The organism is Microbispora sp. CSR-4, from assembly GCF_008033685.1.
Taxonomy (GTDB): Bacteria; Actinomycetota; Actinomycetes; order Streptosporangiales; family Streptosporangiaceae; genus Microbispora.
On record NZ_VJVX01000001.1, the window covers coordinates 463104 to 480121 of the forward strand.

The window sequence follows — 17018 nt, forward strand, 5'->3', positions numbered from 1 at the left end:
GCTGAGGCTGCCTCACAGCAGCGCGGCGAACCGGGCCGCGACGAGGTCCCAGCGCCACTCCTCCTCGATCCAGGCCCGGCCCCGCTCGCCCATCGCGCGGGCGCGGGCGGGGTCGGCCAGCAGATCGCCCACCGCGGCGGCCACCGCCGTGTGCGACGTGCCGTCGACCACCAGGCCCGTCTCGCCGTGCCGTACGGCGTCGGGGGCGCCCCCGGAGGAGCCCGCGACCACGGGCAGCCCGGTGGCCGACGCCTCCAGATAGACGATGCCGAGGCCCTCCACGTCGAGCCCGCCGAACCTGCTGCGGCAGGGCATGGCGAACACGTCGCCCGCGTCGTAGTAGGCCGGGAGGGACGCCCAGGGCACGGACCCGGTGACGACCACCGAGCCGCGCAGGCCGGCCCCCGCCGCCGTCCGTTCCAGCGACCGCCGCAGCGGGCCGCCGCCGACCAGCAGCAGGACCGCGCCGGGAACCCGCCGCAGAACGAGCGGCCAGGCCCGCAGCAGCACGTCCTGGCCCTTGCGCGGCACCAGCCGGGAGACGCACACGACCACCGGCCGGTCGCCCAGGCCGAGGGACGCGCGGATCCGGTCGCCGCCCGCCCCCGGACGATAGAGGGTCGTGTCCACGCCGGGCGCGAGCCGTACGAGCCGGGAGGCGGGCACGACCCGGGCGATCCGGCGGCGGGTGTACTCGCCGAGATAGGTCACGATGTCGGCCCCCGCCCCGATGCGGCGCAGCAGGGCGCGCGCGCCCGGCAGGCGGGCCCACGACGCCTCGTGCCCGTGGGTGAGCATGACGATGCGGCCCGCGCCCGCGGCGCGCAGGCCGGGAGCCAGCAGCCCCAGCGGCGCCGCCGCGCCGAAGACGACGGTCGCGCCGTCCTCCACCAGCGCCGCCGCCCGTCGCGCCACCGCGCGGGTCGGCAGCATCAGCGAGGAGGGATGCCGGACCACCTCGTACGGCTGGCGGGCGTCGAACTCCTCACACCCCTTCCAGCGCGGGGCGTACACGACCACGGAGCCGGGCGGCCTGCGCACGGCGAGGCCGTGCACGAACGCCTGGATGCCGCCCGGTCTGGGCGGGAAGTCGTTCGTGACGATCAGCGTCCGCTTCGTCATCCTCACCCCCGCTGCCGGCGTGATCACGCGGTCCCCCCGCGCCGCCCGAGAACGCATTGTCGCAGTCCCGGCCGGGTCGTCGCGGTCGGACGATCAGGTCCGGGCGAGCTGCTCGCGCGACCACGACCGCCAGGCGCGGGTCAGGTCGCCGGCGGTCAGCCCGAGCTCCTCCCGCAGGGCGGCGCCGATCTCCTCGCGCAGCGCGGCGCGATAGAGGGCGACCAGCCTCGGCTCGCCGAACCGGGCCGCGATGTAGCGGCAGGCGAGCCACGCCTCCTCGTACGCCTGGGCGGGCCTGGCGGCGAAGTCGGCGGGCCCCGGCAGGCCGCCGAGCGCCGCCCTCCCGGCCGCGACGTCGGCGGCCAGCTCGGCGGCGACCGTACGGACCGGCAGCCCGCTGTCCAGGTAGCCCACGTAGTCGGCGAAGCCCTCCATGAGCCACATCGGCACCGTGCGGCGGCCGGCGGTCGCGACGTGCGTCAGCTCGTGGGTCATGACGACCAGGCGGCCGGTCGCGGACAGGCGGGCGAACGCGGCCGGCTGCACGATCACCCGGTCGCCGGTGGCGACGGCCGCCAGGCCGTCCACCTTCGCCGGCGCGGCCAGCACGGCGGCCTGCTCCTCGGTGCGCGGCACCAGGACCACCGCGCCGCCGAGCCCGCCCCAGACCCTCGTGACCGTACTGCCCGCGCGGCCGGCCAGCGCGGCGATCTCGGCGACCAGCGGCCGGGGCGACCCGACGACGACGGCGCGCTCGCCGCGGGCGACCGAGGCGCCGGTCCACATGCCGGGATGCTCGCGTACGGCGGCGCGGGCGTCGAGCCGCAGGGCGCGCAGCGGGTCGGGCGGCGCCGCGGCGGCGGGCCCGGCCAGCAGCGCGGCCAGCGCGACGGCCACGGCCGCGATCCGGCGGGGAGTGGCCCCGGCGGGTCCGGGCCGGCTCCGGCCGGCTCCGGCACGCACGCCCGGCGCGCACGCGGGCACGCCGCTCGTGACAGTCACGCCGTGCATGGTAGCCAGCGCATGTCACGGCCCCGCCCACCTCGGCGAGGTGGACGGGGCCGTAAGGACGGCGCCGGTCGAGGGGGCTTGGTGACCGGTGCCCGTCAGACGCCCGGCCGGACGGCACCCACGAAGGTGCTCCTCCGGTAGGCGTCCAGCTTGTCGATCCTGACCCGCGTGCCGCTGTGCGGGGCGTGGATCATCCTGTTGTGCCCGACGTACATGCCGACGTGGCCGCCGCCGCTGGTGAAGATGAGGTCACCGGGCTCGAAGTGCCCCCAGGACACCTTCTTCCTGACCGCGCTGCGGATGGACCACGTCGTGCGCGGCAGCCGTACGCCGGCCTTGCGCCAGGCGTACTGGACCAGGCCCGAGCAGTCGAACGCGCCCGGTCCCGTGGCTCCGTAGCGGTAGGGGTCGCCGATCTGCTTCTCGGCGGCCTTCACCGCGCGCCGGGCCCTGGCCCGCTGGAGCGAGGCCCTGCTGATCTTCCGCTTGGCGGTGTGCCTCTTGGTCCGCTTCTTCGCGGCGGCGTTGCGGGCGGCGGTCTTCGCGCTCTCCTCGGCGCCCGTCTTCGTGGCCGTCTTCGTGGCCGTCTTGGTGGCCGTCTTCGTCGCCGTGGCCGTCGTGACGACCGTGACCGTCGCCGGGTCGGCCGCCGGGTCGGCCGCCGTGCCGGCTGCCGCCGCCGGATGTGCTCCAGCGACACCTACGGATGCCGTCAACGCGGCACCACTAACGGCAATTCGGGCAAGACGGGACAGACTGGGGGTGGTAGACAGGATCTCTCCTCGGGTCTTCCGCTCACGCCTACCGGGTTAGCTGACGGGTTCGGGCGGGGAAGTCGCCCTACGGCGCGCGATGCGCCGATTCACCCCGGACCTTCGCGTGAAGGTCGGTGGTTCCCCGGCTCCGTGCCTCCTGACTGCACGGACTCGGCTGGCCATCGGCGTCGGGGGGATCCCACGGGGGAGGGTGATGAAGGACGCCGATGCCGCTGGATGACTGCGACCGGCCGGCCGGACCGGGACGCACGGCGGCGAGGCGTGCTCGCCGCGGCCCAGAAGCTACCCAGGACTCGCGGCGTTCGGCAAAGCGCTCCAGCCGGATAAAGGTCGCATAACGAAGGCCGCGGAGAAGAAATCGCAGCTTACCCACACCGCGAATGCGCCAAATGTGACCCTGCCCACAATTTGCACAACAAGCGCCGATGGGGTCACATTTGCCGCGTCAGTCACAGATCGTCACGGAGACGGCGGGACCGTCAGGGGCGCACGGCTCCGATCGCGTGATACTCGGCGAGTGTGACGACTTTCACAACATCGCCGGTCTGCGGGGCATGAACGACCTTCCCGTCGCCGGCGTAGATGCCGACGTGCCCGTATCCGGCGTGCCAGAGCAGGTCGCCCGGCTGGAGGTCGTCGAGCGAGACCCGGCGGCTCGCGCCCCAGGCCCACTGCTCGTAGCTCGTCCGGGGCAGCCGGACGCCCGCCGCCGCCCACGCGGCCTGCACGAGCCCGGAGCAGTCCCAGGCGCCCGGTCCGGTGCCCCCGTAGCGGTAGGGCTTGCCGATCTGCTTGTAGGCGAACTGGAGGGCGGCCAGCGCGTTGCCGGACGCCGGCCCGTTGTAGACGACGCCGGCGCTGTTGGGGTTGCCGGGGTTGAACGTCCCGAGCGAGCGCAGCAGCTTCATCTGCTCCCGGACGAGCTTGTCGACCTTCTCCTTCTCGTCCGCCAGCTCGTCCTTGACGTCGGCGGCCTCCTTGTAGACCTGCTTGCTCTGGTTGCGGCGGTTCTTGAGGTCCTTGATGGCGCCCTCGTACGCCTTGAGCCGCCCGGCCCGCTCGGCCGACATGTGGTTGAGCGTGGCGAGGCCGCTGAGCATGGCGTCGGGGTTGGAGCTGTAGAAGACGCCGCCCCACGACCCCATGTCGCCGACCTGGTAGCTGCTGACGGCCATCGAGACCAGCCCGGAGCGTAACTCCTCGACCCGGGCGTTCTGCTTCTTGTAGTCCTCGTTGATCGTGAGGTACTTCTGCCGGGCCTTCTTCCACTTCTCGTTGGCCGCGTTATAACGGTCCACGAGCTGGTCGGCCTGCGCGTTGAGCTTGCTCAGCTTCGCTTTCACCTGCGCGACAGTGGGCTTCGGATCCGCCTGCGCGCCCGTCATCGGAGTGAGCAGGACCACGGCGGCCAGACCGGCGGCCACCGGCACACGCCCTCGCACTGAGCCCCCTTGAGGATAAACCTCTTTGATCGACGAAACCTGCGGCGCGACTCTATCTAGGCGATCTTGAAGCTTCAACCTATTCGCAGGTATTCGCGGCAGTCGTCACCTACTGTGACGTCGCAGGTCCGGGGCGTGCGCGGGACGCGTCAACCGCGGCCGAGACGGCGCAGCAGCAGGATCGAGGGCACCGGCCGGGCGCCCATGCGGCGCACCGACTCGGCCACCTCCCGGTCGGAGGAGACGACCGCGATGGCCCGCCCCGGCGGCTCCGCCCGCACCAGCGTGCGGATGAGGTCGTCGGCGATCTCCCCGGGCGCGCTGAACATCACCCGCACCCCGCGCGGCGCGGACACCTGGACGGGCCCGTTCAGCTCGGCGCCGTCGAACACGCACGTCACCTCCGCCCGCGTCTGCACGGCGAGCCCGCCGAGCCCGGTCAGCAGCCGGGCCCGCTGGTCGGCGAGGGTCAGCGACGGATAACCGGTCTTGGTCACGTTGTAACCGTCGACGATCAGATGCAGGTGAGGGATGGCCAGGAGCTGGTCGAGAAGCTGCGGGTCGTCGTTGGCCAGCGCCCGCGCGGGCACGGCCGTCACGCCCGGCTCGCCGGGCACCACCGCGTTCACGTAGTCGGCCGGCCTGCTGATCGTCGTGGGCAGGCCGAGCTCCTTGCGCAGCCCGGAGGCGGCGTCCTGGAGCGCGTCAAGCAGCACCCGCACCCGGGCGTCCTCGATGCTGCGGCCCTCGCGGGCGGCCCTGCGGCTGGCCTCGAGCTGGCGCTCGGCGTCCGCCAGGCGCTCCTTGAGCCGGCGCAGCTCGGTCTCGGCCGCGCCGTTGGCGCTCGCGGCCCTGGCACGCGCCTCGGCCGTCTCGGCCTCCAGCTCGGCCGCCCTGGTCTCGGCGGCCTTGACCCGCTCGCGGGCGTCGTGCAGCTTGCGCCGCAGGTCGGAGTTCTCCGCGCGGGCGGCCTTGAGCTGCTCGCGCACCCGGTCGATCTCCTCCTTGGCGGAGGCACGCTGCGCCGCGAGCTGCTCGCGCAGCCGCGTCTCCGCCTGCTCCCGCTGGGTGCCCGCGGCGGCGGCCTGCTCAAGGTCGGTCCGCGCCTGCTCGACCAGGTCCGGCCAGCCGGGCGGGCGGGTCAGGTAGGCCGCCGCCGCGACCAGCACCGGCTCGGCCGCCGGGGGCACCGTGCCCTCGGCCAGGCTCCCCACCAGCTCGGGCCAGGCGGTCTCCACCGCCTCGGCCACCCGCTCGCGGAACTCCTTGTCGTTTTCCAGCTGGGCCGCGATCGGCGCGCTGCCAAGACGGGCGCGCTTGCGCGGGTCGAACCTGGCGATGTTGCGCAACGGCGGCGGCACGGCCGCGGCGGGCATCGAGCCCAGCACCTGCGCGGCGACCTCCACCACGTGTAAACGGACCTGCTCGGGCAACGGACGAGACAGGCCTTCTCCGGCTGAACTCATCTCGTCGCTCCTCGGCCGTGTCCTACAGATCTTCTGCCCACTGGGGTCGCCCCGGCGGCGCCTCGCGGTGCTGTCGCCCCCGAATGCGAGAACGTCCCGATATCCGGCGTCCCCGAGGCGTGAGCCTCACGGCGCGCCCACCGGACCGCCCTCCCACGGCAAGATCTGCGAGACACTCCCATGTTCCTGTCTTCTTTTAAGGGTACGGCCGTCACACCGTGACCATGTCGCGTTCATGATCTGTCACGACGCCCGCCGGGGCCGGGACCCGGCGACGCACAACCCCTTCGCGGACGGCCCGATTCCCGTCCGTACGCTTTCGGCGGTGTTCACACGCTTCGCCGGGGCCTGGAGCGACGAGCTGGTCTACGCGATGCCGGCCCGCGAATGGCGCGCCGCAGCGGCCTGGGCGCAGCCGCCCGCCTGACCGTCGCTTGACCTCCGCATGGGGTGGGTGCGGCAATTGTCGGTCGGGACTTCTATGGTCTTGGGCGTGGATGCGGTACAGGGCACGCTGGACGAGCTCGGCACTCCCCTGCGGGAGGTCACGTTCGTCGTCTTCGACCTGGAGACCACCGGCGGGTCGTCCGCGGAGCACGCCATCACGGAGATCGGCGCGGTGAAGGTGCGCGGCGGCGAGGTGATCGGCGAGTTCGCCACGCTGGTCGACCCCGGTGGCCCGATCCCGCCGTTCATCTCCGTGCTGACCGGCATCACCGACGCGATGGTCGTGGCCGCGCCGAAGTTCTCCGAGGTGCTGCCGAGCTTCCTGGAGTTCATCGCGGGCGCCGCGCTGGTGGCGCACAACGCGCCGTTCGACATGTCGTTCCTGAAGGCGGCGTGCCAGGTCAACGGCTACCCGCCCCCGGCCAACCCGGTGGTGGACACCGCCGACCTCGCGCGCCGCGTGCTGACCCGCGACGAGACGCCCAACTGCAAGCTGGCCACCCTCGCGCGGGTCTTCCGCAGCTCCACCGAGCCCTGCCACCGGGCGCTGGCCGACGCGAAGGCCACGGTCGACGTGCTGCACGGCCTCATCGCCCGGGTCGGGTCGCTCGGCGTGCACACGCTGGAAGACCTGCGCGGCTTCGTGCGCGCTCCCACGCCGGAGCAGCAGCGCAAACGCCACCTCGCCGACGGGGTGCCCGGCGCGCCCGGCGTCTACATCTTCGAAGACGCCAACGGCGAGGCGCTCTACATCGGGAAGAGCTCCAACCTGCGCAACCGCGTGCGCAGCTACTTCACCGCGAGCGAGACCCGCTCCCGCATCCGCGAGATGGTCGGCATCGCCGAGCGGGTCAGGACGATCGTCTGCGCCACCGCGCTGGAGGCCGAGATCCGCGAGCTGCGGATGATCGGGGCCACCAAGCCGCGCTACAACAGGCGGTCCCGCTTCCCCGAGCGGGTGGTCTGGCTCAAGCTGACCGACGAGGCGTTCCCGCGGCTCAGCGTCGTGCGCGAGGTGAAGGACGACGGCGCGACCTATCTCGGCCCGTTCGGCAGCAGCCGCACCGCCGACGACGCGCGGACCGCCATGCACGAGGCGCTGCCGCTGCGCCAGTGCACCGAACGGCTGTCGCCCCGCGTGCGCCGCCCCGCCTGCGCGCTCGCCGAGATCGGCCGCTGCGGCGCGCCCTGCGAGGGCCGCGAGAGCGAGGAGAGCTACGCCCGCCACGTCCGCCGCGCCCGGCACGCGATGGAGCTCGACGCGGAGGCGGTCTTCTCGGCGATGGAGGCGCGCATGAGCCGCCTGTCGGCCGAGCAGCGCTATGAGGAGGCGGCCGTCGACCGGGACCGCCTCGCGGCCTACGTCAGGACCGCCGCGCGCATGCAGCGCCTGCGGTCCCTGACCGGCATCCCGCAGATGGTCGCGGCCAGCCCCGCCTTCGACGGCGGCTGGGACATCCACGTCATCCGGCACGGCAGGCTCGCCGCGGCCGGCGTGATGCCCAGGGGCGCCCACCCCACGCCGTACGTGGACGCGCTGGTCGCCACGGCGGAGACCGTCGTCCCCGGTCCCGGGCCCACCCCGGCCGCCAGCGCCGAGGAGACCGAGTGCGTGCTGCGCTGGCTCGACTCCCCCGGCGTGCGCCTCGTCCAGGTCGACGGCACCTGGAGCCTCCCCGCGTACGGCGCCGGGCGCCTGGTCGAGCGCATCGAGCGCGCCTACCGGCACCAGCGCGGCGACCGCCGTGAGGGACGGCCCCTGCGGTGAGGCCGCGGGGGTGGCACTAAGGTCGGGGGCGACAGACCCGAGCCGCGAGACAGCAGGAGAGACGCGCATGGTCACCGCGATCGTCCACATCAAGGCGGACGTCGACAGGATCCCCGAGGTCGCCCAGGCCATCGCCGAGATCGAGGGCGTCAGCGAGGTGTATTCGATCACCGGCGAGTTCGACCTGCTGGCCATGGTCAGGGTCGGCCGATACGACGAGGTGGCCGAGGTCGTGCCCGGCCGCGTCAACAAGGTGCCGGGCGTGCGGCACACCGAGACGCACATCGCCTTCCGCACCTACTCCCGTCACGACCTGGAGGCGGCCTTCTCCATCGGCCTCGCCGACGCCGACTGAGACCCCGCCCGGCGGCGCGGCGGTTCAGGCCGGACCCGGCACGTCCCCGTCACGGCGGACGGCCGGGCCCTCCCGCGGTGGAGGCGATCCCGATCGGGAGCGCGATCAGCCCTTTCCGCCGAGCGCGCTGCTGATCTCGATCCAGCGCTCCAGGGTCTGCGCGGCCCTGCCCGAGTCGACCGCCTCGGCCGCGCGGGCGTACGCCGCGCGCAGGTCGCCGGTCAGGTCGTCGCCCGGGCCGTCGTAGGCGACCAGGCCGGCCGCCGCGTTCAGCAGCACCGCGTCGCGCACCGGCCCCGTCTTGCCGCGCAGCAGGTCGCGCACCGCCGCCGCGTTGAACTCGACGTCGCCGCCGCGCAGGTCGCCCGGCTGGGAACGGGGGATGCCGAGGTCGGCCGGGTCGATCGTCGTCTGGGTCGCGGTGCCGTCGCGGACGACGAAGACAGTCGACGGGGCCGCGGTGGACAGCTCGTCGAGGCCGTCGTCGCCCCGGAAGACCAGCGCCGACACGCCGCGCTCGGCGAAGACCCCGGCCATGACCGGCAGCATGCGCGCGTCGAACACGCCGATCGCCTGGGCGGCGGGGCGCGCGGGGTTGGCCAGCGGCCCGAGGAAGTTGAACACCGTCGGCACGCCGATCTCCTTGCGCGGCGGGCCGGTGAAGCGCAGCGCCGGGTGGTAGACGGGCGCGAAGCAGAAGGCGATGCCGGCCTCCACGGCGACCCTGGCGGTGGTCTCCGGCGACAGGTCGAGGGCGACGCCCAGGTGTTCGAGCACGTCGGCCGCGCCGCACAGCGAGGAGGCCGCCCGGTTGCCGTGCTTGACGACCCGGGCCCCGGCCGCCGCCGCGACGATGGCGGCCATGGTCGAGACGTTGACGGTGTGCGCCCGGTCGCCGCCGGTGCCGACGATGTCGACCACCCGCCCTTCGACCGTGAGCGGGGTCGCGCGCTCGAACATGGTGCGGACAAGGCCCGTCACCTCGGCGACGGTCTCGCCCTTGGCCCGCAGGGCGACGGCGAAGGCGGCGATCTGCGCCGGGGTGGCCGACCCCGACATGATCTCCCCCATTACCCAGGCCGTCTCGTCGGCCGTGAGGTTCTCGCCCGCCAGCAGGGCGTTCAGCGTGGAGGGCCAGGTGGTGCGCGTGTCCATGGTGGGCTCCGCGGATTCGATGTGGAGTCGGGTCGGCGTGTCGGCTGTGCGGCGCGGCCGGAAGGCCGGGACGCGGGGCCGGGCGCGACCGCGCCCGGCGTCCAGGGTCAGGGTGTGCCCGGCGCCGGCGCCCCCGCTTGCGGGCCCGCCTGACGACGCGCCGGGGCTCCCGCGCCTTCGTTGGAGCGCCCGGTTCGGTGTGCCCCGCCCGGCGCGCCCGATTCGGCACGTCCGGCTGAGGGCACCCCTTCACGGGCGCGGCTCGGGGCGCGCGGCTCAGTGCGCCTTGGTGAGGCTGAGACGGCGCCGCATGAGGTCGGCCACGGCCTCGGCCAGGACGACGGGGTCGATGGGCTGCGCGACGACGGCGTCGGCGCGGGACCAGTTGGCCAGCCAGCGATCGTCCCTGCGGGCGATCAGCAGCAGGATCGGGGGGCAGTTGTGCACCTCGTCCTTGGCCTGCCGGCTGACCCCCATCCCGCCGGCCGGCTGCGCCTCGCCGTCAAGGATGGCGACGTCGATGTCGCCGGAGTCGAGGTGCTTGATCACGGCCGGCTGGGTCGCGCACTCGACGATCTCGACGAGGGGCACGTCCGCGGCGGGGCGCCGCCCGATGGCCAGCCGCACCTTCTCCCGGGTGCTTGCGTCGTCGCTGTAGACGAGAACCCTCATTTCACGCTCACTGTCGAATCGCGGGGTATGGTCATCGTGATGCTACCGGCGCGGCTGCAGGGCTCGCAGCCCCGGGGCGATTGCGATGACATGCCCGTTTCGTAGGCGCAGATGGACCCTAGCGGGGGGTCGTGGGGCGACCCGACCTGGGGAGCCGCAATAATGCTGGGCGTGGCGACAGCATCCGCAATTACTACGACGACGAGACCGCACGGGTCCAGCCGGCCGAACCTGGTTCAGGTCGGCACCATCGTGTGGTTGTCCTCTGAGCTCATGTTCTTCGCGGCGCTGTTCGCGATGTACTTCACCATCCGGTCGGTCAGCCTGGGGCAGGGCACTCACTGGCCCGAGGCGGACCTCAACGTCCCGTTCGCGACCTTCAACACGACCGTCCTGGTTCTGTCGAGCGTCACGTGCCAGCTGGGCGTGTGGGCCGTCGAGAAAGGCCAGGTCAAGAAGCTGCGATTCTGGTATGTCGTAAGCTTCCTGATGGGTGCGTTCTTCGTGGGCGGACAGCTCTGGGAGTACGGAAACCTGGCGAAGGAGGGTCACATCCTCTCGCACTCTCCGTACGACTCGGTGTTCTACCTGACCACGGGCTTCCATGGCTTGCACGTGACGGGTGGTCTGATCGCGTTCCTCTTCATCCTGGGACGCACGTACGCCGCGAAGCGCTTGACGTATGAGCAGCAGACCAGCGCGATCGTCGTGTCCTACTACTGGCACTTCGTCGACGTGGTCTGGATCGGCCTTTTCGCGACCATCTACATCATCAAATGATCGGAACGGGGATTTCGGTGAATTCCATCACCGCCCGACGGCGCCATCCCCTCGCGCGAGTCGCCGTCGTGGCGCTCGCGCTGGGCCTGCTCGGCGGCGGCTATGCGCTCGCGGCGCCGAACGGCAGCACCGCGGACGCCGCGATCGCGTCCGGCAAGGCCGACGACGTGGCGCAGGGCAAGAGCCTCTTCGTGGCGCACTGTGCGAGCTGCCACGGCATGAACGCCGAAGGCACCAAGAAGGCTCCGACGCTCATCGGCGTCGGAGCCGCCGCTGTGAACTTCCAGGTGAGCAGCGGCCGCATGCCGGCCGCCGACGCGGGTCCCCAGGCTCCGCGCAAGCCGCGCGCCGAGTGGGCGACCGACCAGGCCGTCGACCAGCTCGCGGCGTACGTCCAGTCGCTGGGCGGCGGCCCGACGGTGCCCAGCGCCGAGCAGGTCGACCCGGCCAAGGGCGACCCGGCCAAGGGCGGCGAGCTCTTCCGCGCCAACTGCATCCAGTGCCACAACTTCGTGGGCGCCGGCGGCGCGCTGACCTACGGCAAGTACGCGCCGCCGCTGAACCCGGCGACGCCGACGCAGATCTACGAGGCGATGGCCACCGGCCCGCAGGCGATGCCGGTGTTCAACGACTCGACGATCACGCCGGAGCAGAAGCGTGACATGATCGCGTACATCACCCACGTGCGGTCGCAGGTCGACCCGGGCGGTTCGGGTCTGGGCCGTATCGGTCCCGTCACCGAGGGCCTTGTAGCGTGGGTCGTGGGTCTCAGCCTCCTGATCCTGGCCTCCATCTGGATCACAGCGAAGAAGCGACGGGCGGCATGACAGAGCAGAACGAGTTCCCCGAGAGCGGCCGGGTGCCGACGCGCGTCCTCGGCACTCCGCCCGCGGACGCGCCGATCGTCGACACCGACCCGGTCCACGCGCCCGAGGGCGTTCCCGGCGTGATCCCGCAGGACCCGGTCAAGGCCCGCAAGGCCGAGCGCCTCGTCGCTCTGCTGTTCCTGGTCACCTTCCTGGCCGGGGCCGGCTTCATCGCCTCGTACGTGATCTTCCAGGTCGGCACGATCGACAGGACGGCCACGTCGAACCTCGCGCTCGGCGGCACCCTGGCCCTGGCCCTGCTCTCGCTGGCCGCGGGGCTCACGGTCTGGGTCCGGCGGATCATGCCGAAGTACAACCTCGTCCAGGAGCGCCACGAGATGCGCTCCGACGACGACACGCGTGAGTACGTCCAGGAGACCTTCCTCCAGGGCGCCGACGAGAGCGGTTTCGTCAAGCACAGGCTGCTGCGCCGCACGCTGCTGCTGGCCGCCGCTCCGCTGGGCCTGGCGCCGCTGGTGCTGCTGAAGGACCTCGGCCCGCTGCCGGGGACCTCGCTCAGGCACACCGTCTGGGGCGAGCCCACCAAGGACGGCAAGCCGCGCCGCCTCGTGGTCGAGGGCTCCGGCCAGCCGATCCGCGCGGCCGACTTCAACTCGCCCGGCGGCATCCTCTCCGTGGTCCCCGAGGGCTACGAGGAGGACCTGAACGCCCTGGCCAAGGCGACGCTGATCCTGCTCAAGTTCCGTCCGGAGGAGCTCAAGTCCGGCACGAACCTGAACTGGACGCACGACGGCATCGTCGCCTACTCCAAGATCTGCACCCACGTGGGCTGTCCGGCGGCGCTCTACGAGCAGACGACGCACCACATCCTGTGCCCGTGCCACCAGTCGACCTTCGACGCGGCGGACGGCGCGAAGGTCGTCTTCGGGCCCGCCGCGCGGCCACTGCCGCAGCTCCCCATCGGAATCGACGAGGAGGGCTACCTCGTCGCGAAGTCCGACTTCGACGTCCCGGTCGGTCCCAGCTTCTGGGAGCGCGGCGACGCCGAAGCCGAAGTTAGGGAGAAAGCATCATGAACGCTCCCCCGAAGGCCATCACAGGCGTCTCGACGTTCGTCGACGACCGCATCGGCGCGGGGAACTTCCTCAAGCGCAACCTGAGGAAGATCTTCCCCGACCACTGGTCGTTCCTCCTGGGGGAGATCGCTCTCTACTCGTTCATCATCCTGCTGCTGACCGGTACGTTCCTGACGTTCTGGTTCAAGCCGGGTATGGCCGAGACGACATACACGGGCAACTACGCCCCGCTGTACGGCGTGAAGATGTCGGAGGCCTACGCCTCGGCGCTGCACATCAGCTTCGACGTCCGCGGTGGTCTGCTCATGCGGCAGATCCACCACTGGGCGGCGCTGCTGTTCGTGGCCGGCATGACGGTGCACATGCTCCGTGTCTTCTTCACCGGCGCGTACCGCAAGCCGCGCGAGCTCAACTGGATCATCGGCATCCTGCTGCTCTCGCTGGCGCTCCTTGAGGGCCTCACCGGCTACTCCCTCCCCGACGACCTGCTCTCCGGCGCCGGTCTGCGGATCACCGAGGGCGTCATGCTGGCGATCCCGATCGTGGGCACCTACCTCCAGTTCTTCCTGTTCGGCGGCGAGTATCCGGGCCACGACGTCATCTCGCGGTTCTACTCGATCCACATCCTGCTGATCCCGGGCATCCTGCTCGCGCTCGTCACGGCCCACATGATCCTGATGTGGGTGCAGAAGCACACGCAGATGCCGGGCAAGGGCAGGACCGAGAAGAACGTGGTGGGCGCCCCGTTCTACCCGGCCTTCATGATCAAGGCGGGCGCGTTCTTCCTGTTCACGTTCGGCGTCATCGCGCTGCTCGGCACCTTCGCCCAGATCAACCCGATCTGGCTGTTCGGGCCGTACACGCCGGCGGACATCTCGGCCGGTTCCCAGCCCGACTGGTACATGGGCTTCCTGGAGGGCGCGCTGCGTCTCATGCCGGCCTGGGAGATCAACTTCCTCGGCCACACGGTGACGTTCAGCGTGCTGATCCCGGCGCTGGTGCCGCTGGGCATCGTCATGACGGGCCTGGCGCTCTATCCGTTCCTGGAGCAGTGGGTCACGGGCGACCGCCGCGAGCACCACGTCGCCGACCGGCCGCGCAACAACCCGCACCGTACGGCCATCGGCATCTCGGGCATGACCTTCTACGGCATCCTGTGGCTGCTGGGCGCCAACGACGAGATCTCGGCGAACTTCCACATCAGCCTGTACACGACGACCTGGTTCGGGCGGGTCGCGATCTTCGTCGGCCCGGCGATCGCGTACTGGATCACCTACCGGATGTGCATCGGCCTCCAGCGCAAGGACGCCGAGGTGCTGTCCCACGGCGTGGAGTCCGGCGTCATCAAGCGGATGCCGAACGGCCAGTACATCGAGATCCACACGCCGCCGGCGGAGGACATCGCCGAGCACATCCGCGGCAAGAAGGAGATCCCGGTGCTCGAAAGCGCCGAGGACGGCGAGGGCATCCCGCCCAAGAGCGCCCGCAGCGCCCTCGGCCGGCTCCGGGCCAAGCTGAGCGAGGCGTACGGCACCGACCACGTGCCGCTGACCGACGGCCACCACGAGGAGGGCCACGAGGGGGAGCACGCGGGCGTCGGCGCAGGCGACCGCAAGGAGCTCCACTGACGGGCACCTGACCTACCGGCACGAAGCGGCCCGGCTGGGGGAACCACTCCCCCGCCGGGCCGTTGCGTTTCTGTGTTTCCCGCGTCGCTCATCGGGGTGCTCGGACCCGCCGGTCGTGCCGGAGGCGCGCGATGAGTCGTGCCGGAGGCGCGCGATGAGTCGTGCCGGAGACGCGCGATGAACACAACCCTCGTCACGCTCTGGTCGCTCCGCTCCCGCGCGCTCCTCACTCCAGACACACCGGCGCGCCCCCTCCGGCTCGCTCGGTGTTTCCGCGTTTCGCCGATCACGGTCAGGACGAGGACCTGCGCGCCGCAGCCCTCGGTGATCAGCCGGGTGGCCTCGATCCCGTGCGCCTGCCCTTCGGCACGATCGGGCTCGGCGCGGACCCCATGGCCCCCGGGTTCGGCGCCCGGATCTTCGCCGCGGGCGACGGTGGTCACAGCGACTATCTGGACGACGGATCGCCCGCTCTGGCGAGCATCGCCCGGATCCTGCCGGGGCATGCTCCCACCGGGGTGAGCCATGCTCCGTGACCTCGTCCAGCGCGTCGAGGCGGCGACACCCGGCGGGCGCGACCGGGCCGTCGACGCGCTGCGCGCCGTCGCCATCGCCGGTGTGGTGGCGGGCCACTGGCTGGTGACCGCCCCCGTCGCCGACAGCGGCATGCTGCGCGTCACCAGCCCGTTGAAGTACATGCCGCGGCTCGCGCCCGCTTCCTGGCTGTTCCAGACCATGGCCGTGTTCTTCTTCGTGGGCGGGCGGGTGGCCGTCGAGAGCCACGGCCGCGCGCGGGCCAGGGGCGAGGGCCACGGGCCGGTGGGCCGCCGCCCGGATGGGCCGGCTGTTCCGCCCTGCGGTGCCCCTGGTGGGCGTGTGGAGCGCGGCGGCGGTCGCGATGCTCGCGTGGGGGGCCGATCCGGGCACCGTCCACGCGCTGGTCAAGCTGGTGTGGTCGCCGATGTGGTTCCTGCTGGTCTTCGCCGCGCTGACGGCGGCGACCCCGCTCGCCGCCCGGCTGCACCCGGTGTGGCCGCTCGCGGCCGTCGCCCTGGCCGACCTCGTCAGGTTCGGCCTGGACGGGCCGTCCTGGACGCACGGAGTGGGCTGGACCAACGTGGGGACCGGCTGGCTGGTGCCGTACTGTCTGGGCGTCCTGTGGGCGCGCGGGCGGCTGGACGGCCGCCTGACAGGGTGGGCGCTGCTGCTGGGGGGGGCCGCCGCCACCGCCGTTATCCGAGACGGGCCGCCCGTACGGCGGTGAGCTCACAGGCTCTCGGAGGGAGCGGCACGCAGGCTGCTCCGCTTGAGCCACTGCGGCCAGGAGTCCTGCCAGTAGCTCCAGCCGTTGGTGGCCTCCAGCCTGCGCGGCGTCCCGGTCACGATGATCGGGTCGCCGATCAGGGTGTTGTTCTTGAACCACTTGGCGTTCTCCGGGCTGACGTTCACGCAGCCGTGGCTGACGTTGGAGTTGCCCTGGTCGCCCACGGACCACGGAGCGCCGTGGACGTACTCGCCGGTGTTGGAGATGCGGACGCTGTTGTACACCGTCGTCTGGTAGTAGCCGGCCTGCCCGGGGCCCGCGTCCGGCGACGTCATGACCGTGACGTCCTCCCTGGACATCGCCACGTGGATGCCGCTGGTGGTGTGGTGGCGGAGCACGTCGCCCATGCCCGCGCTGATCGGCATGTTCTTGATCTGCTTGCCGTCCCGCTCGATCTTCATGTGGTGCGTCTGGGTGTTGGCGACGCTGATCTGCGAGCGGCCGATCTCGAAGTTCCTGACGTAGTCCTGCTTGCCGTACATGCCCTCGCCGCCCCTGACGCCGGCCAGGCGCGCGGTGACGCGGACCTTCGTGTACGTCGGCCAGTATTTCTCCGGGCGGAAGACCACGTTCTTGTCGTCGAGCCAGTGCCAGGCGCCCTCGATGGGCTTGGACGCCTGCACGATCAGGTTGCGCTCGACGGACACGCGGTCGGTGACCGGCTTGTCGAAGGTGATGATGATCGGCATGCCGACGCCGACCTTCAGGCCGGTGTCTTCCTTGTTGGGCAGCAGGGTGGAGATGCCGAAGATCTTGGCGGCCTGCTTCGTGGTGAAGCGGACGGTCCTGGTCGTCGAGCCGCCGGGCCCCGCCGCCGTCGCCTCGACGCTGTAGGACGTCCCCGGGGCCATGGAGCGCTCGCTGCGCCACTGGGTGCGGTCGGGGCTGAACACGCCCGCGACGGGCTTTCCCCCGGCCTGTACGGCCACGTGGGTGAGCGTGCCGCTCGCCGCACCGATGAGGATCGGCAGCTCGGGCGGCAGGCCCGCGGCGCCGTCGAGCGGGCTGATGCTGATCGCCGTCCGTGGGCCTTGGTCTTCATCCCGTCCGCTCGACGTGGAACATCCGGCAACCATCACGAGAAGGGCCAGCGCCCCCGCCCCAGCACGCACGTCCATCCCCCTAGCGTCGCTTTCCGGGGGTTATTCCCTGATGACGTACCGTTCGGG

The 17018-nt window shown here is 71.9% G+C and carries 16 protein-coding genes and 1 riboswitch; of the genes, 8 read left to right on the top strand and 8 right to left on the bottom strand.

Translation table 11 applies throughout. The features are described 5' to 3' along the window. Positions 1 to 12: 12 nt before the first annotated feature. From FLV34_RS02170 to FLV34_RS02190, 5 genes are all read right to left on the bottom strand, one after another. Complete coding sequence (locus tag FLV34_RS02170) at positions 13 to 1122, bottom strand: glycosyltransferase family 4 protein (protein ID WP_142644912.1); 1110 nt, start codon at positions 1120 to 1122, stop codon at positions 13 to 15. Between the two features lie 93 nt (positions 1123 to 1215). Further along, complete coding sequence (locus FLV34_RS02175; protein ID WP_142644911.1) at positions 1216 to 2124, bottom strand: hypothetical protein; 909 nt, start codon at positions 2122 to 2124, stop codon at positions 1216 to 1218. 104 nt (positions 2125 to 2228) lie between these two features. Further along, entirely contained in the window at positions 2229 to 2849 is a 621-nt protein-coding gene (locus FLV34_RS02180; RefSeq protein ID WP_142644910.1) for a C40 family peptidase, read from the bottom strand. Between the two features lie 71 nt (positions 2850 to 2920). Continuing rightward, a riboswitch (cyclic di-AMP (ydaO/yuaA leader) is annotated at positions 2921 to 3075 on the bottom strand. A 313-nt stretch (positions 3076 to 3388) separates the two neighbouring features. After that, on the bottom strand, positions 3389 to 4351 hold the full coding sequence (locus FLV34_RS02185) for a C40 family peptidase (RefSeq protein ID WP_142644909.1): 963 nt from the start codon (positions 4349 to 4351) through the stop codon (positions 3389 to 3391). Positions 4352 to 4500: 149 nt separating this feature from the next. Then, entirely contained in the window at positions 4501 to 5817 is a 1317-nt protein-coding gene (locus tag FLV34_RS02190) for an NYN domain-containing protein (protein WP_147942231.1), read from the bottom strand. A gap of 493 nt (positions 5818 to 6310) precedes the next feature. Here FLV34_RS02190 and FLV34_RS02200 point away from each other — a divergent pair, with 493 nt between their 5' ends. Together FLV34_RS02200 and FLV34_RS02205 are read left to right on the top strand one after the other, a co-directional pair. Further along, complete coding sequence (locus FLV34_RS02200) at positions 6311 to 8032, top strand: DEDD exonuclease domain-containing protein (RefSeq protein ID WP_147942233.1); 1722 nt, start codon at positions 6311 to 6313, stop codon at positions 8030 to 8032. A 67-nt stretch (positions 8033 to 8099) separates the two neighbouring features. Beyond that, positions 8100 to 8387 (top strand): Lrp/AsnC family transcriptional regulator, encoded by a 288-nt coding sequence (locus tag FLV34_RS02205; RefSeq protein ID WP_142616764.1) that lies wholly within the window; start codon positions 8100 to 8102, stop codon positions 8385 to 8387. A 105-nt stretch (positions 8388 to 8492) separates the two neighbouring features. On the opposite strand, the gene trpD is transcribed toward FLV34_RS02205, so the two are convergent. Continuing rightward, positions 8493 to 9542, bottom strand: a complete 1050-nt coding sequence (trpD, locus tag FLV34_RS02210) for an anthranilate phosphoribosyltransferase (protein WP_142644906.1) — start codon at positions 9540 to 9542, stop codon at positions 8493 to 8495. Between the two features lie 276 nt (positions 9543 to 9818). Further along, positions 9819 to 10214 carry a response regulator transcription factor gene (locus FLV34_RS02215; RefSeq protein ID WP_142644905.1) on the bottom strand — a complete coding sequence of 132 codons (396 nt, stop codon included), beginning with the start codon at positions 10212 to 10214 and terminating at the stop codon, positions 9819 to 9821. 162 nt (positions 10215 to 10376) lie between these two features. Here FLV34_RS02215 and FLV34_RS02220 point away from each other — a divergent pair, with 162 nt between their 5' ends. From FLV34_RS02220 to FLV34_RS02245, 6 genes are all read left to right on the top strand, one after another. Further along, on the top strand, positions 10377 to 10994 hold the full coding sequence (locus FLV34_RS02220; RefSeq protein ID WP_142644904.1) for a heme-copper oxidase subunit III: 618 nt from the start codon (positions 10377 to 10379) through the stop codon (positions 10992 to 10994). A gap of 17 nt (positions 10995 to 11011) precedes the next feature. Further along, positions 11012 to 11821 (top strand): c-type cytochrome, encoded by an 810-nt coding sequence (locus FLV34_RS02225; protein ID WP_142644903.1) that lies wholly within the window; start codon positions 11012 to 11014, stop codon positions 11819 to 11821. After that, entirely contained in the window at positions 11818 to 12897 is a 1080-nt protein-coding gene (locus tag FLV34_RS02230; protein WP_142644902.1) for a ubiquinol-cytochrome c reductase iron-sulfur subunit, read from the top strand. The genes FLV34_RS02225 and FLV34_RS02230 overlap by 4 nt, the downstream gene beginning before the upstream one ends. Further along, positions 12894 to 14525: a ubiquinol-cytochrome c reductase cytochrome b subunit gene (locus FLV34_RS02235; RefSeq protein WP_147942234.1), complete on the top strand. Its 1632-nt coding sequence runs from the start codon at positions 12894 to 12896 to the stop codon at positions 14523 to 14525. The genes FLV34_RS02230 and FLV34_RS02235 overlap by 4 nt, the downstream gene beginning before the upstream one ends. Positions 14526 to 14791: 266 nt before the next feature. Then, complete coding sequence (locus FLV34_RS02240; protein WP_147942235.1) at positions 14792 to 15061, top strand: hypothetical protein; 270 nt, start codon at positions 14792 to 14794, stop codon at positions 15059 to 15061. A 299-nt stretch (positions 15062 to 15360) separates the two neighbouring features. Further along, a complete protein-coding gene (locus tag FLV34_RS02245) occupies positions 15361 to 15789 on the top strand; it encodes a hypothetical protein (RefSeq protein ID WP_369074147.1) in 429 nt (142 codons plus the stop codon). A 2-nt stretch (positions 15790 to 15791) separates the two neighbouring features. Here the strand turns inward: FLV34_RS02245 and FLV34_RS02250 are convergent, their stop codons facing one another. Beyond that, entirely contained in the window at positions 15792 to 16967 is a 1176-nt protein-coding gene (locus FLV34_RS02250; protein WP_168065535.1) for an Ig-like domain-containing protein, read from the bottom strand. Between the last annotated feature and the right edge of the window lie 51 nt (positions 16968 to 17018).

Coding starts and splice junctions, on each gene's coding strand:
- FLV34_RS02245 (WP_369074147.1), top strand. CDS start 15,361: ATGGGCCGGCTGTTCCGCCCTGCGGTGCCCCTGGTGGGCGTGTGGAGC.
- trpD (WP_142644906.1), bottom strand. CDS start 9,542: ATGGACACGCGCACCACCTGGCCCTCCACGCTGAACGCCCTGCTGGCG.
- FLV34_RS02235 (WP_147942234.1), top strand. CDS start 12,894: ATGAACGCTCCCCCGAAGGCCATCACAGGCGTCTCGACGTTCGTCGAC.
- FLV34_RS02205 (WP_142616764.1), top strand. CDS start 8,100: ATGGTCACCGCGATCGTCCACATCAAGGCGGACGTCGACAGGATCCCC.
- FLV34_RS02250 (WP_168065535.1), bottom strand. CDS start 16,967: ATGGACGTGCGTGCTGGGGCGGGGGCGCTGGCCCTTCTCGTGATGGTT.
- FLV34_RS02215 (WP_142644905.1), bottom strand. CDS start 10,214: ATGAGGGTTCTCGTCTACAGCGACGACGCAAGCACCCGGGAGAAGGTG.
- FLV34_RS02170 (WP_142644912.1), bottom strand. CDS start 1,122: ATGACGAAGCGGACGCTGATCGTCACGAACGACTTCCCGCCCAGACCG.
- FLV34_RS02190 (WP_147942231.1), bottom strand. CDS start 5,817: ATGAGTTCAGCCGGAGAAGGCCTGTCTCGTCCGTTGCCCGAGCAGGTC.
- FLV34_RS02220 (WP_142644904.1), top strand. CDS start 10,377: ATGCTGGGCGTGGCGACAGCATCCGCAATTACTACGACGACGAGACCG.
- FLV34_RS02230 (WP_142644902.1), top strand. CDS start 11,818: ATGACAGAGCAGAACGAGTTCCCCGAGAGCGGCCGGGTGCCGACGCGC.